Annotated in this window: 13 protein-coding genes; 2 read left to right on the top strand and 11 right to left on the bottom strand. The window is 67.5% G+C overall.

Annotated features, from left to right (window positions below):
* Positions 1–14: 14 nt before the first annotated feature.
* The 11 genes from ACTG4X_RS01965 to ACTG4X_RS01915 all read right to left on the bottom strand — a co-directional run bounded on the left by ACTG4X_RS01965 (position 15) and on the right by ACTG4X_RS01915 (position 10,522).
* Complete coding sequence (locus tag ACTG4X_RS01965; RefSeq protein WP_440533132.1) at positions 15–587, bottom strand: HutD/Ves family protein; 573 nt, start codon at positions 585–587, stop codon at positions 15–17.
* A complete protein-coding gene (locus ACTG4X_RS01960) occupies positions 584–1,252 on the bottom strand; it encodes an amino acid ABC transporter permease (RefSeq protein WP_093059241.1) in 669 nt (222 codons plus the stop codon). Before ACTG4X_RS01960 ends, ACTG4X_RS01965 begins: the two co-directional genes overlap by 4 nt.
* A gap of 7 nt (positions 1,253–1,259) precedes the next feature.
* The gene (locus ACTG4X_RS01955; protein ID WP_093081781.1) at positions 1,260–2,012 is read right to left on the bottom strand and encodes a transporter substrate-binding domain-containing protein; all 753 of its coding nucleotides are present in this window, start codon (positions 2,010–2,012) and stop codon (positions 1,260–1,262) included.
* Positions 2,013–2,059: 47 nt separating this feature from the next.
* Positions 2,060–2,794, bottom strand: coding sequence for an IclR family transcriptional regulator (locus tag ACTG4X_RS01950; protein ID WP_097197449.1), 735 nt, complete (start codon positions 2,792–2,794; stop codon positions 2,060–2,062).
* 122 nt (positions 2,795–2,916) lie between these two features.
* Positions 2,917–3,768 (bottom strand): phytanoyl-CoA dioxygenase family protein, encoded by an 852-nt coding sequence (locus ACTG4X_RS01945; RefSeq protein WP_097197450.1) that lies wholly within the window; start codon positions 3,766–3,768, stop codon positions 2,917–2,919.
* The gene (gene hutU, locus ACTG4X_RS01940; RefSeq protein ID WP_440533131.1) at positions 3,768–5,504 is read right to left on the bottom strand and encodes a urocanate hydratase; all 1,737 of its coding nucleotides are present in this window, start codon (positions 5,502–5,504) and stop codon (positions 3,768–3,770) included. The genes ACTG4X_RS01945 and hutU overlap by 1 nt, the downstream gene beginning before the upstream one ends.
* A 27-nt stretch (positions 5,505–5,531) precedes the next feature.
* Positions 5,532–7,091, bottom strand: a complete 1,560-nt coding sequence (gene hutH / locus ACTG4X_RS01935; protein WP_440533130.1) for a histidine ammonia-lyase — start codon at positions 7,089–7,091, stop codon at positions 5,532–5,534.
* A gap of 60 nt (positions 7,092–7,151) precedes the next feature.
* On the bottom strand, positions 7,152–7,889 hold the full coding sequence (hutC, locus tag ACTG4X_RS01930; protein WP_097200628.1) for a histidine utilization repressor: 738 nt from the start codon (positions 7,887–7,889) through the stop codon (positions 7,152–7,154).
* A gap of 8 nt (positions 7,890–7,897) precedes the next feature.
* The gene (locus ACTG4X_RS01925) at positions 7,898–8,695 is read right to left on the bottom strand and encodes an ABC transporter ATP-binding protein (RefSeq protein WP_093059229.1); all 798 of its coding nucleotides are present in this window, start codon (positions 8,693–8,695) and stop codon (positions 7,898–7,900) included.
* Complete coding sequence (locus ACTG4X_RS01920) at positions 8,680–9,534, bottom strand: ABC transporter permease (RefSeq protein WP_093059309.1); 855 nt, start codon at positions 9,532–9,534, stop codon at positions 8,680–8,682. The genes ACTG4X_RS01925 and ACTG4X_RS01920 overlap by 16 nt, the downstream gene beginning before the upstream one ends.
* Before the next feature lie 13 nt (positions 9,535–9,547).
* Positions 9,548–10,522 carry an ABC transporter substrate-binding protein gene (locus ACTG4X_RS01915; protein ID WP_093059227.1) on the bottom strand — a complete coding sequence of 325 codons (975 nt, stop codon included), beginning with the start codon at positions 10,520–10,522 and terminating at the stop codon, positions 9,548–9,550.
* 303 nt (positions 10,523–10,825) lie between these two features.
* Between ACTG4X_RS01915 and recQ the strand changes: the two genes are divergently transcribed.
* Both recQ and ACTG4X_RS01905 read left to right on the top strand, forming a co-directional pair.
* On the top strand, positions 10,826–12,718 hold the full coding sequence (gene recQ, locus ACTG4X_RS01910) for a DNA helicase RecQ (RefSeq protein WP_440533129.1): 1,893 nt from the start codon (positions 10,826–10,828) through the stop codon (positions 12,716–12,718).
* A gap of 28 nt (positions 12,719–12,746) precedes the next feature.
* Positions 12,747–13,628, top strand: a complete 882-nt coding sequence (locus ACTG4X_RS01905) for a LysR family transcriptional regulator (protein WP_097197455.1) — start codon at positions 12,747–12,749, stop codon at positions 13,626–13,628.
* The last annotated feature ends 3 nt before the right edge of the window (positions 13,629–13,631 follow it).

Here is a 13,631-nt window from a genome sequence, read left to right as displayed (position 1 = left end):
TTTGCTGTTGCAGGTTACGCCGGCACGACGCGCACCGCGAGCAACCGTGCATCGGAGCCCTCGGGTACCGCCTGCCAGGCCTGCGCTGCGTCAGCCCACTGCAGGCCCTCGCCTTCGCGGCACGCTTCGCCGTTCAACCGCCACTCGCCGCGCAACGCCAGCAACACGCCATGCGGCGCGGCGTCGATGGCTGAAACGCCATCGAGCACCAGCACCTCGGCGCGCCACTGGCCGCGCCGTGTCATCACGTTGAAGTCGTTCGACACACCGCCGAGCAGCGTGCAGTCGATGGCCTCGTCGCCGCTGAAGGCGAAGGGCCGGTGCGGCACGTCGAGCCGATGGTCGATGCGCCCGTCGTGCGTGAAGAGGCGCACGCCGTCGCCCTCCAGCAGCGTGATGCTGCGGTCGACACCGGCGAACACCGAGAAGGGCCCCGCCGCCGCGATGGTGGCGATGCTCACGCGCCAGCCGAAGCTGTCGAGCCCCGCGCCCTGTGGCCAGCTGGCGATTTCCTGCGTGGTGCCGCCGCCGTTCTTCCACGGCGTGACGGGCAGCGCGGCGCGCGAGAAACGAAGCACAACGCTCATCGCATCAACCCGCCCTGGCGCAGCCGCTGCTCGAAGTGCCGCAGCACCAGCGTCATGGTGCCGGTCAGCACGAAGTACACGACCGCGATGGCCAGGTACACCTCCAGCGAGCGGTAAGACACGCTGATGATCTTCTGCCCTTCATGCATCACGTCGTGGATGGTCAGCAACGACACCAGTGCCGAGTTCTTGATGAGCGCGATGAACTCGTTGCCCAGCGGAGGAATCATGCGCACCACCGCCTGCGGCAGCACGATCTGGCGCATTGCCACGCCGGGCGTCATGCCCAGCGACTGCGCTGCCATCGTCTGGCCCTTGTCGATCGACTGGATCGCGCCGCGCACGATCTCCGACACGTATGCGCCCGAGTACACGCCGAGCCCCAGCACGCCGCACAGGAAGGCCGGCAGCAGGATGCCGAAGTGCGGCAGCCCGAAGAACAGGATGAACAGCTGCACCAGCAGCGGCGTGCCGCGAATGGCCGCCACATACGCGGTGCACACGCCGTAGAGCCAGCGCCGCTTCGGGTTCAGCCGGCCGATGCCGACCAAGAGGCCCAGCACGCAGCCCAGCGCCAGCGCGCAGGAGGTGATCTCCACCGTAACGAGCGCGCCGCGCAGCAGGTCGGGCCAGCCCTCCCAGACGGGCGAGAAATCGAAATCCATGGCTCGCTTACTTGGCGTTGGCGCTGAACCACTTCTTCACGATCTGGTCGTAGGTGCCGTCGGCCTTGAGCTTCTCGATGGCGCCGTTCACCGCCTTGGTGAGTTCTGGCGTGTCCTTGCGGATGGCCATGCCGTATTCCTCGGTGGTGATCTGCTCGGGCAGCACCTTCAGGCCGCCGCGCGTGCGCACGTACTGGTAGGCGGCGGGCTTGCCGGTCACGGCGGCGTCGGCACGGCCGATGTCGACGAGGTTGAACATTTCCTGGTTCTTCTCGACTTCCATCAGCTGCACCTGCGGGAATTTCTCCTTGGTGTACGACACCGACTTGGTGCCCACCTGCACGCTGACCTTCTTGCCGTTGATGTCGGCCGGCGTCTTGATAGCGGTGTTGCCGTCCTTCACCATCACGACCAAGCCGCCCGCGTAGTACGGCACGGTGAAGTCGACGACCTTCTTGCGCTCGTCGGTGATGTAGATGCCCGAGACGGCCATGTCGAAGCGCTTGGAGATCAGGCCCGGCACGAGGCCCTTGAAGTCGATGTCGATCCACTCGATCTTGCGGCCCAGCGTCTTGCCGATGGCCTCGACCAGCTCCACGTCGAAGCCGGTGCGCTTGCCGTTCTCCACGAACTCCATCGGCGGGAAGGTGGCGTCGGTAGCCACGCGCAGCGGCTCACCCTGCGCCTGGGCAGCGCCGGCGAAACCGAAGAGAGCGAGGCCGGAGAGTGCGGCGGCGACGAGGGAGCGACGGGTGTTCATGGTGAAAGGCTTCCGTGGGAGTAAAGAAGAAAAAAAGCAGCGCGCGACTACTGCAGGGCGCGAGAGATGCGGGCCGCCGTGACGACGGTCATGTGGAGCAATGCAGCTTCCATGCCCTCGACGCGCGTGAGCGGCGCCATGAGCGTGATCGCGCCGCGCAGGCGCCGCCCCGAGGCGAGCACCGGCGCACTCGCGCCCCACACGCCGGCATCGACCTCGCCGTGGGTCACGGCATGGCCGGCTTCGCGGATGGCATCGAGTTCGGCGGCGCGCTCGGCGCGGCGTTCGGGGCTTTCGGCCAGCCCGTCGAGCAGGGCATCGCGCTGGTCGAGCGGCATGTGGGCCAGCAGGCACTTGGCGCTGGCGCCGTCGCGCGCCGGCACGCTGCGGCCACGATCGAAGGAACAACGCAGCGACTGCTCGCTGTCGATCATCTCCAGGCACACGACGCGCTCGTTCACGGCCGTGACCAGCGCCACGCTCTCGTGCGTCTGCTGGGCCAGCACGCGCATGTCGGCGCGCGCCGCCATCACGAGGTCGGAGTTGCCGTCGAAGCCGGTGGCCAGCTGCACGCTCACCGGGCCCGGTGAGTAGCGGCCTTCGGACTCCATCACGAAGCCCCAGCGGCGCAGCGTGGCGATCTGCCGGTACAGCGTGCTCTGCGACAGGCCGGTGGCCTGCACCAGCTCGGCCGCCGTCATCGCCGCCTTGCTTTGCGCCAGCACCGACAGCACGAACAGCGCGCGGTCGTTGTGGGCGGGAGCTTCAATCGGGGGCGTCATCGGAGGCAATCGCTGGAGGTCGAAAGTGGATGCGGCGTGCAGTATCTTGCTCGCCGTTCTCACTTCCAAGCCTTGATTCCCACTCGATGGGAATGAGCGCGTTTTTTCTTTCTACCTTCGTCTTAACCCACCAGCAGCGGAAAGCGCGCGTCGTCCATGGGCGCGCCCGCCGGCAGCGTGTCAGCCAGCCCGGGGAAGTCGGGCGAGGTCTTCCAGCTGCGCGGCGCATGGCGGATGTCGTCGCCCAGGAAGCGCACCGAGAACACGCGGCGCCGGTTGGGCCCCTCGACCCCGGCGGCCGCATGCAGCGTGAGCATGTGGAAGCAGACGAAATCGCCGGGCTCGATGTTCCAGCCGACGATGGGGAAGCGCTCGCGCGCGCCCTCGATGTCGGGCAGGTCCTGCAGGCTGCCTTCGGGGAACCACTTGGCGTGGTTGTCCATGAAGGTGCGCGGCATCAGCCACGGCCCCTTGTGGGAGCTGGCCACGAACTCGAGCGTGGCGGCGCGCGACACCGGATCGACCGGAATCCACATGCTGACGTTCTGCTCGCCCTCGATGTTGTAGTAGGGCTGGTCCTGGTGCCACGGTGTGCGCTGGCGCGTGCCGGGCTCCTTCACGAGCAGGTGGTCGTGGTACAGCCGCACGGTCTGCGAGCCCATCAGCCGTTGCGCCAACTGCGCGAGCGGTGCTTCGAAAATGAAGCGGCGGAAGGCGTCGATGTCCTGCCAGTTGCAGAAGTCCTCGAAGAAGCGGCCCGGGTCGTCGGGCCGGCTCGCCACCTTGGCGCGCGGGCTGGGTGCGGCGAGGTTGGCTTCGATGCCGTCACGCAGCAATGCCAGTTCATCGGCCGTGAGCAGCTGGCGGATGCAGACCGCGCCGTCGCGCTGGAACTGCGCGACCAGCGCGTCGTCCACGCGCGCCTGCACGCGGCGCTGCAACTCCCGGGCGTCGGGAAGGACCGCGCCCGCCATCACTTCACCATCGGCAGCTTCAGGCCCTGCTTCTTCGCGGTGGCGACGGCGATGTCGTAGCCCGCGTCGGCATGGCGCATCACGCCGGTGGCCGGGTCGTTGAAGAGCACGCGCTCGATGCGCTTGGCCGCGGCATCGGTGCCGTCGCACACGATCACCACGCCCGAATGCTGCGAGTAACCCATGCCCACGCCGCCGCCGTGATGCAGGCTGACCCAGGTGGCGCCGCCCGCCGTGTTGAGCAGCGCGTTCAGCAGCGGCCAATCGGACACGGCATCGGTGCCGTCCTTCATAGCCTCGGTCTCACGGTTGGGGCTGGCGACCGAGCCGGTGTCGAGGTGGTCGCGGCCGATGACGATGGGCGCCTTCAGCTCACCGTTCTTCACCATCTCGTTGAAGGCCAGGCCCGCGATGTGGCGTTCGCCCAGGCCCAGCCAGCAGATGCGCGCCGGCAGGCCCTGGAAGGCGATGCGCTCGCGCGCCATGTCGAGCCAGCGATGCGTGTGCTTGTTCTCGGGGAACAGCTCCTTGATCTTGGCGTCGGTCTTGTAGATGTCTTCAGGGTCGCCCGAAAGCGCCACCCAGCGGAACGGGCCCTTGCCTTCGCAGAACAGCGGGCGAATGTAGGCCGGCACGAAGCCCGGGAAGTCGAATGCATTCTTCACGCCTTCGTCGAACGCGACCTGGCGGATGTTGTTGCCGTAGTCGACCGTGGGGATGCCCATGGCCTGGAAGTCGAGCATGGCCTGCACGTGCACGGCGCACGACTTGGCGGCGGCCTTCTTGAGCGCGTCGTGCTGCGACACGTCTTTCATGGCGGCCTGCCATTGGGGCACGCTCCAGCCCGAAGGCAGGTAGCCGTTGATGAGGTCGTGCGCGGAGGTCTGGTCGGTCACGAGGTCGGGCTTCAGGCCGCCGGCCTGTCCTGATTTCACGCGCTTGACCAGCTCGGGCAGGATGTCGGCCGCGTTGCCGAGCAGCGCGATCGACACGGCTTCCTTTGCGTCGCAATGCTGCTTGATGAGCTCGAAGGCATGGTCGATGTCGCGCGCCTGCTTGTCGACGTAGCGCGTGCGCAGGCGGAAGTCGATGCTCGACTGCTGGCATTCGATGTTGAGCGACACGGCACCGGCCAGCGTGGCCGCGAGAGGCTGCGCGCCGCCCATGCCGCCCAGGCCGGCCGTGAGGATCCACTTGCCCGCGAGGCTGTTGTTGTAGTGCTGGCGGCCGGCTTCGACGAAGGTCTCGAAGGTGCCCTGCACGATGCCCTGGCTGCCGATGTAGATCCAGCTGCCGGCCGTCATCTGGCCGTACATGAAAAGGCCCTGGCGGTCGAGCTCGTTGAAGTGCTCCCAGTTGGCCCACTTGGGCACGAGGTTGGAGTTGGCCAGCAGCACGCGCGGTGCGTTCTCGTGCGTCTTGAACACGCCGACGGGCTTGCCCGACTGGATGAGCAGCGTCTCGTCGTCGTTCAGCTCTTTCAGCGACGCGAGGATCTGGTCGTAGCAGGCCCAGTTGCGCGCGGCGCGGCCGATGCCGCCGTACACCACGAGGTCTTGCGGGCGCTCGGCCACCTCGGCGTCGAGGTTGTTCTGCAGCATGCGGAACGGGGCTTCGGTGAGCCAGCTCTTGCAGTTGAGCTCGCTGCCGCGTGGGGCGCGGATCACGCGGGTCGGGTCATGGCGCGGGTCGGCAGCGGCAGGGTTGTTCAGGGCGAATTTCTCGGGAGCGTTCATGGCGTGGTTCTCCTAATCGGGGTGTTTTTACGAGTGACTGGGCAGGATGTCGAGCAGCGCGGCCGGCAGCTCGGCCTTCAGCGCCCACTGGCGCATGGCTTCGATGTCGGGGGCAAGGTAGCGGTCGCGTTCGAGGAAGGCGACCTTCCGGCGGATGCTGGCGAATTCGGCTTCGACCAGCGGCGAGCTCTTGAGATTGCGCTTGAGTTCGATGCCTTGGGCGGCGGCCATGGCTTCGATGCCGACCACCACGGCCGTGTTGTTGACCATGTCAGCCAGGCGTCGGCCCGCGAAGGTGGCCATCGAGACGTGGTCTTCCTGGTTGGCCGAGGTCGGCAGGCTGTCGACGCTGGCGGGGTGCGCGAGCGACTTGTTTTCCGAAGCCAATGCCGCCGCCGTTACCTGCGCGATCATGAAACCGGAGTTGAGGCCACCGTCGCGCACCAGGAACGGCGGCAGGCCCGACAGGCCCGTGTCCAGCAGCAACGCGATGCGGCGTTCGGCAATCGCGCCGACTTCGCTGATGGCCAGCGCAATGATGTCCGCTGCAAAGGCAACGGGTTCGGCGTGGAAGTTGCCGCCCGAGATCACCTCGCCGGTGTCGACGAACACCAGCGGGTTGTCCGACGCGGCATTGGCTTCGATGACCAGCACGCGCGCGGCGTGCGCGAGGTTGTCGAGGCAGGCGCCCATCACCTGCGGGATGCAGCGCACCGAGTACGGGTCTTGCACGCGGCCGCAGTCGGCGTGCGAGGGAACGATCTCGCTGCCTTCGAGCAGCGTGCGCACCGCGCCCGCCACGGCAATCTGGCCGAGCTGGCCGCGCGCGGCGTGGATGCGTGCGTCGAAAGGCTTGATCGAGCCCTGGATGGCTTCGAGCGACAGCGCGCCCGACATCAGCGAAGAGGCGAACACGTCTTCCGCGCCGAACAGGCCGAAGAGCGCGAGCGCGGTCGACACCTGCGTGCCGTTGAGCAGCGCGAGGCCTTCCTTGGGGCCGAGCACGAAGGGTTCGAGGCCGATGCTGCGCATCGCCTCGGCGCCGCCGACGACCTTGCCGTCGGCCAGGGTCGCCTGGCCTTCGCCGATCAGCACGCAGGCCATGTGCGCGAGCGGCGCGAGGTCGCCGGAAGCGCCGACCGAGCCCTTGCACGGAATGCTCGGCGTGACGCCCGCGTTGAACAGGGCCAGCAGCGCATCGACCAGCGCGGGCCGCACGCCCGAATGGCCGCGCGCCAGGCTCACGGCCTTGGTCGCGAGGATCATGCGCACCACCGGCGCAGCCAGCGGCTCGCCCGTGCCCACGCTGTGCGACAGCACCAGGTTGCGCTGCAGCTCGGCCAGGTGGTCGTTGCCGATACGCGTGCTGGCGAGCTTGCCGAAGCCGGTGTTGATGCCGTAGACGACCTGGTCGTTCTCGACGATGTGGCGCACGGCGGCTTCGGCGCGAAGCATGCCGTCGCGCACCGACGGATCGAGCGCAAGTTGCACGCCGCCGGCCTGGATGCGTCGCAGCATCGCTAGATCGACCTTGCCGGGCATGAGGGTCAAAGTGGCATCTGGAGTGGCGGTGTGATTGCTTGGCATGTGAACCTGTCTATACAAGTAGTTGCGAGAGAAAACGTAGGTCTCTGAGGACGAAAAAAACTAGCCGAAGCTCGGGTTGCCGTCGGCTTTGAAACGGCTGCCCAGGCTGTAGCGTGAAGCGGGATGCAGGCAGCGCACCCATGTCACGGGCGTGTTGCGTATCCACGTGCGGCGCGTCAGCAGCAGGCAGGGGTCGGTGGACGCCATCGCGAGCCTCTGCGCCTGTTCCAGGTTGGGCAGCACGGCATCGACGACGTGTTCGATCTGGTCGAAGGGCACGTTGCGCACCAGGTACTCGCTGGGCGGCATGGCGGTGAAGTCCTGCTCGAGGTAGTCGGGCACGACCTGCGGGTTGACGTAGCGCTCTTCGAGCTGCACCGGCGTTTCGTTCTCCAGGTGCAGGCAGGCGCTGTGGAACACCGAGTCGCCCGCGCGCAGGTCGAGCCACGCAGCCACGTCTGGCGAGGCGGCGATGCGCTCGACCTCGATCATTTCGCAGCGGTAGTCGTGCCCGCGCTGGCGGATTTCGCTGGCGATGTTGGCGATCTGCAGCAGCGTGGACTGCGGCTTGTTCTCGGCCACGAAGCTGCCGACGCCGGCCACGCGCACGATGCGGCCCTGCTCCACCAGCTCGCGCAGTGCACGGTTCACCGTCATGCGCGCCATGCCGAACTGCGCCACCAGCTCGTGCTCCGAAGGCAGGCGGTGGCCGGGCGGCCACGTGCCGTCCTGGATCTTGCGGGAGATGTGATCCTTGACTTGCGCGTAGAGCGCGAGGGTCGGCAGGTCGCGTTTCATCGTTTCGGTCAATGCTCCGCCGCTGCCATCGACTCGGCACGAATTTCTTCCGTCAGGCGTGCCTTGATGTCCATGAATTCCGGCGAGGTCTTGATGGTATAGCTGCGCGGATGCGGAAAGTCGACCGCGATCTCGGTCTTGATGCGCCCCGGCCGCGCGCTGAACACCGCCACGCGGTTGGCCATGAAGATCGCCTCGTCGATGTCGTGCGTGACGAACAGCACCGTCTTCTGCGCCGACTCCCAGATGCCGAGCAGCAGCTCCTGCATCAGCACGCGGGTCTGGTTGTCGAGCGCGCCGAAGGGCTCGTCGAGCAGCAGCATCTTGGGGTCGTTGGCCAGCGCGCGCGCAATGGCCGTGCGCTGCTGCATGCCGCCCGAGAGCTGCTTCGGAAAGTGGTTCTCGAAGCCGCGCAGGCCTACCTTGGCGATGAAGAACTCGCTGCGCTCCTTCTGGTCGGCCTCGCTCATGCCGCGCTCGCGCAGGCCGAAGCGGATGTTCTGCGCCACCGTGAGCCACGGGAACAGCGTGTAGCTCTGGAACACCACGCCGCGGTCGGCGCCCGGGCCATCGATGCGCTCGCCGTCGAGCAGCACCTGGCCGGTGGTCGGGAAGTCGAGCCCCGCCACGATGCGCAGCAGCGTCGACTTGCCGCAGCCAGAGGGGCCGAGGATGGTGACGAAGTCGTTCTCCTTCACCTCGAAGTCGATGGGCTGCAGCGCTTGCGTGCGTTGCCCCTTGGTGCCGGTGAAGACGCGCGACACGCCCTGGATGGAAAGTTGGTTCTTCGTCACAGTGCGGCCCATGCAAACAGACGGCGGTTCAATGCCTTGAAGGCGAAGTCGGACAAGAGGCCGATGACGCCGATCACGATGATCCCGAAGATGATCTGGCCGGTGTTCAAGAGCGCCTGGCTGTCGGTGATCATGTGGCCGATGCCCGACGAAGAGCCGATCAGCTCCGCCACGATCACGTACGTCCACGCCCAGCCCAGCACGAGGCGCAGCGTTTCGGCGATGCCGGGCGCGGCGCCCGGAATGAGCACGCGCGCCACGATGCCGCGGCTGTTGGCGCCCAGCGTGTAGGCGGCCTCGACGAGGTCGCGCCGCGCGCCGCCGACGGTAACGGCCACCATCAGCACGATCTGGAAGAACGAGCCGATGAAGATCACCAGCAGCTTCTGCATCTCGCCCAGGCCCGCCCACAGGATCAGCAGCGGAATGAAGGCCGAGGCCGGCAGGTAGCGGCAGAAAGACACAAAGGGTTCGAAGAAGGCCTCGACGGTCTTCCAGGTGCCCATGGCAATGCCCAGCGGCACAGCGAACACCGCCGCCAGCAGGAAGCCGCCGAACACGCGCCACACAGTCATGCCGATGTCGCCGATGAAGCCGTACTCGGTGAAGAGCAGCCAGCCCTCCTTGACCATGGTCGGCGGGCTCGCGAGGAAGGTCGGCGGCACGAAGCCGCCGAGCGTGGCAATGGCCCACACCAGCACGAAGACGACGAAGAACGCGAGCCCCAGCAGCACACGCGCACGCGTGCCGATGGGTTCGAGCGGTGCGAACGCGCGGCGGCGCGCGGGCGCGACGACCGGCGCCGCTGCGGGCCTGGGGGCAGGCGCCGCGGCCACCGCGGCGGACGGCATTTGCGACATGGTCTTACTTGACGAAGCTTGCATCGAAGGTCGCGGCGAAATCTTCGGGCGCCTTGCGGATCACGCCGGCTTCCAGAAGGATGGGCGCGGCTTCCTTCATGAAGCTGGTGAGTTCGCCCGCGAAGAATTTCTGGTTGGCGGCCTTGTCCTGCCAGCGCAGGAAGGCCGACGACTTGGCGAACTGCTCGCCGCTCTGCTTCACGGCCGAGCCCATGAGCTCGTTCGACTTCTCCGGCTCGGCCTTGATCATGTCGAGCGCCTCGAAGTACGACTTGGTGAGCGCGGCGGCGGCCTTGGCGTTGGCCTTGAGCCAGGTGGGCGCGCAGCCGACGGTGTCCATCACCATCGGGTAGTCGAGCGTGGTGGCCAGGATCTTGCCGGCGGCGGGGTTGGCGCGCACGGTCGAAAGGTACGGCTCGTAGGTCATGGCGGCGTCGTTCTGGCCGGCCACGAAAGCCTGGGCCGAAGCCTGCGGCGACAGCGTGGTCGTCTTCACGTCCTTCAGCGTCATGCCGTTCTTGTTGAGCATCCAGGCCAGGCCGAAGTAAGGCGCGGTGCCGGGGGCGTCGACGCCGATGGTCTTGCCCTTGAGGTCGGAGAACTTGGTGATGTCGCCGCGCACCGCGAGGCCGTCGGCGCCGTAGGACTTGTCCATCTGGAAGATCTGCACGATGGGCACGCCGTTGGCGTTCCAGGCCACGTGCGTCTCGACCGTGGTGGCCGCGCACTGAATGGCGCCGGAAGCGAGGGCCAGGTGGCGGTCCTTCTGCGGGATCATCTTGAGTTCGACGTCGAGCCCGTTCTTCTTGAAGATGCCGGCCTTGTCGGCCAGCGAGAGCGGCGCGAAGCCGGTCCAGCCCGACATGCCGAGCGCGATCTTCGTCATGTCCTGGGCGGCGGCCGTTCCGGCCATGCCCGCTGCACACGCACCTGCTGCAAGCAGCGAAGCGACTTTCACAACTACCGTCTTCTTGACCATGGGTACTCCTGGGTCTGTTTCTTTGGAAAAGGCTCGGCGGCGGGCCCGATGGCCGGGTAACGCACGCCTCGCATTGTTGCCAAGCGCCCCAACTTGTATATACAGGATAACCCGAAAGGTCATTTTTGGTGCACTTCCTTGGGAAATGCACCTCTTTGCTGTCTAGACAAGGGAGGCCGCGGGACGGGGATGACCATCGCAAACCTCGTGCCACAGTCATATCGACGGGGCTGGGGGACAATCGACGGCCCGCCCCCTTTTGCCCTCTGCGCCTCCTTTCCGACCTCCCACCGCTCGCTGCCTGTGTCCTCTCTCGCTCCCCACCCCATCGACGTCTCCGGCAGCAGCGCCCCTTCCGACATCCTCCACGAGGTCTTCGGCTATGCGCAGTTCCGCGGGGCCCAGCAGGACATCGTCGATCACGTGGTGGGCGGCGGCGATGCGCTGGTGCTGATGCCCACGGGTGGCGGCAAGTCGCTGTGCTATCAGATTCCCGCCATCGCGCGGCAGCGTGCGGGGCGCGGCGTGGCAATCGTGGTGTCGCCGCTGATCGCGCTGATGCACGACCAGGTGGGCGCGCTGCACGAGGCCGGGGTGAGCGCGGCCTTTCTCAACTCGACGCTCGATTGGGAGCAGACGCAGGACGTGGAGCGCCGCATGCTGCGCGGCGAGATCACGCTGCTGTATGCCGCCCCCGAGCGCGTGAACACGCCGCGCTTTCTGTCGCAGCTCGATTCGCTGAAGGAGCGCGGCAAGCTCTCGCTGTTTGCCATCGACGAGGCGCATTGCGTGAGCCAGTGGGGCCACGACTTCCGCCCCGAGTACCGCGCGCTGACTGTGCTGCACGAGCGCTACGCGGGCGTGCCGCGCATCGCGCTCACGGCCACGGCCGACGACCTGACGCGGGCCGACATCGTCGAGCGACTGCAGCTGGAGGACGCGCGCCAGTTCGTCTCCAGCTTCGACCGGCCGAACATCCGCTACACCATCGTCGAGAAGAAAGACGCCACCACGCAGCTGCTGCGCTTCATCGAGCGCGAACACGAAGGCGATGCGGGCGTGGTCTATTGCCAGTCGCGCAAGCGGGTGGAAGACGTGGCCGTGACGCTGCGCGACGCGGGCATCAACGCGCTGCCGTACCACGCGGGCCTCGATGCGGCGGTGCGACAGAAGCACCAGGACCGCTTCCTGCGCGAGGAAGGCATCGTGATGGTCGCGACCATCGCCTTCGGCATGGGCATCGACAAACCCGACGTGCGTTTTGTCGGCCACCTCGACATGCCGAAGAACATCGAGGGCTACTACCAGGAAACCGGCCGCGCGGGCCGCGATGGCGGCCCTGCCGACGCCTGGATGGCCTACGGCCTGCAGGACGTGGTGAACCAGCGCCGCATGATCGACGAGAGCCCCGCCGGCGAAGAATTCAAGCAGGTGATGCGCGGCAAGCTAGATGCACTGCTCTCGCTGGCCGAAGCCAGCGACTGCCGGCGCGTGCGCCTCCTGGGCTACTTCGGCGAGAAGAGCACGCCCTGCGGCAACTGCGACAACTGCCTGAACCCGCCGCAGGTGTGGGACGGCACCGATGCCGCGCGCAAGCTGCTGAGCACCATCTACCGCGTGCAGCAGTTGAGCGGCATCAGCTTCGGCGCAGGGCACATCATGGACATCCTGCGCGGCAAGACGACCGAGAAGGTCAAGCAGTTCGGGCACGAGCGCGTGAGCACCTTCGGCATTGGCGCGGAGTTCAGCGAGGTGGCGCTGCGCGGCGTGCTGCGCCAGCTGATTGCCACCGGTGCGCTGGCGGTGGACGCGGAGGCGTTCAACACGCTGAAGCTCACGGAAGGCTCGCGCGCGGTGCTCAAGGGCGAGGCGAGCGTGACGCTGCGCGAGTCGGTTTCGTCACCGGCCGAGCGCAAGCCCCGGCGCGAGAAGGTCGCCAAGGGCGCGCCATCGCCGGCCGCAGCCAAGCTCGACGACATGGGCAAGAAGCGCTTCGATGCGCTCAAGGCCTGGCGAGCCGAGGTGGCGAAGGAGCACAACCTGCCGGCCTACGTGATCTTCCACGACGCCACGCTGGCAGCCATTGCCGAGCGCGCGCCCGCGACGCTCGAAGACCTGCAGGGCATCAGCGGGATCGGCACCAAGAAGCTCGAGGCCTACGGCAGCGAGGTGCTTCGCGTCTGCGAAGCGCTCTGACGCCGGAGCATCTTCGAGGGGAACCGCATTGGACACCCGCCAGATGCGCTGCGTGATCGCGATCGCCGAGGCGGGCAGCCTCACGAAGGCGGCCGAGCGGCTGGGCCTGGCGCAGCCAGCGCTCACGCAGACGCTGAACCGGCTCGAAAAGGAGCTCGGCACACCGCTCTTCACGCGCTCGCGCCGCGGGGCCACTCTCACCGACGCGGGCCTGGCCGTCATCGACGACCTGCGCGCCAGCCTTGCCTATGGCGACACGGCCGCAGAGCGCGCCCGCGCGATAGGCGTCGGACGCGCAGGCCGGCTCACGATCGGCTTCGTGACGCATGCGGTCTACCAGGTGCTGCCGAACGCGCTGCGCCGGCTGCGCGCCGAGCATCCGCAGCTCGACGTGGTGCTGCGCGAGATGAGCAATGCCGAGCAGGTGGCGGCGCTGGAAGGCGGGCGCATCGACATCGCGCTGCTGCATCCGCCGGTGTCAGTCACGGCCCGGGTGCACGAGCTGCGGCTGGGCGAGGAGCCGATGATCGCCGCGCTGCCCGCCGCCTGGCCACTGGACGACGACGGCTGCGTGTCGCTCGCCGACATCGCGCGGCACGGGCTGGTGTGGTTTCCGGAGCAGCAGATACCCGCCCTGCGCGCGCAGCTGCTGGGCGCGCTGCGCCGCGCCGGCCACGAGACGCGCGTGGTGCAGGACGCCAACCGCACGCTGACGGTGCTGGCCTGCGTGGCTGCGGGGCTGGGCTGGTCGCTGCTGCCGCGCTCGGTGCGCGCACTGCAGCACGAGGGCGTGCGCTATGCCGAAGTGCGCGATGGCGCGGGGCTGCCGGCCTTCGAGCTTTCGGCTCTGTGGCTGGCGCGCTCGCGGCCGACCTTCGCGGACACCTTCGCCGCCATGCTGCGCGGCTGAGGC

The sequence above is a fragment of the Variovorax sp. YR566 genome (assembly GCF_051992195.1).
Lineage (GTDB): Bacteria > Pseudomonadota > Gammaproteobacteria > Burkholderiales > Burkholderiaceae_C > Variovorax.
This window is presented reverse-complemented; position numbering and strand designations above follow the sequence as displayed.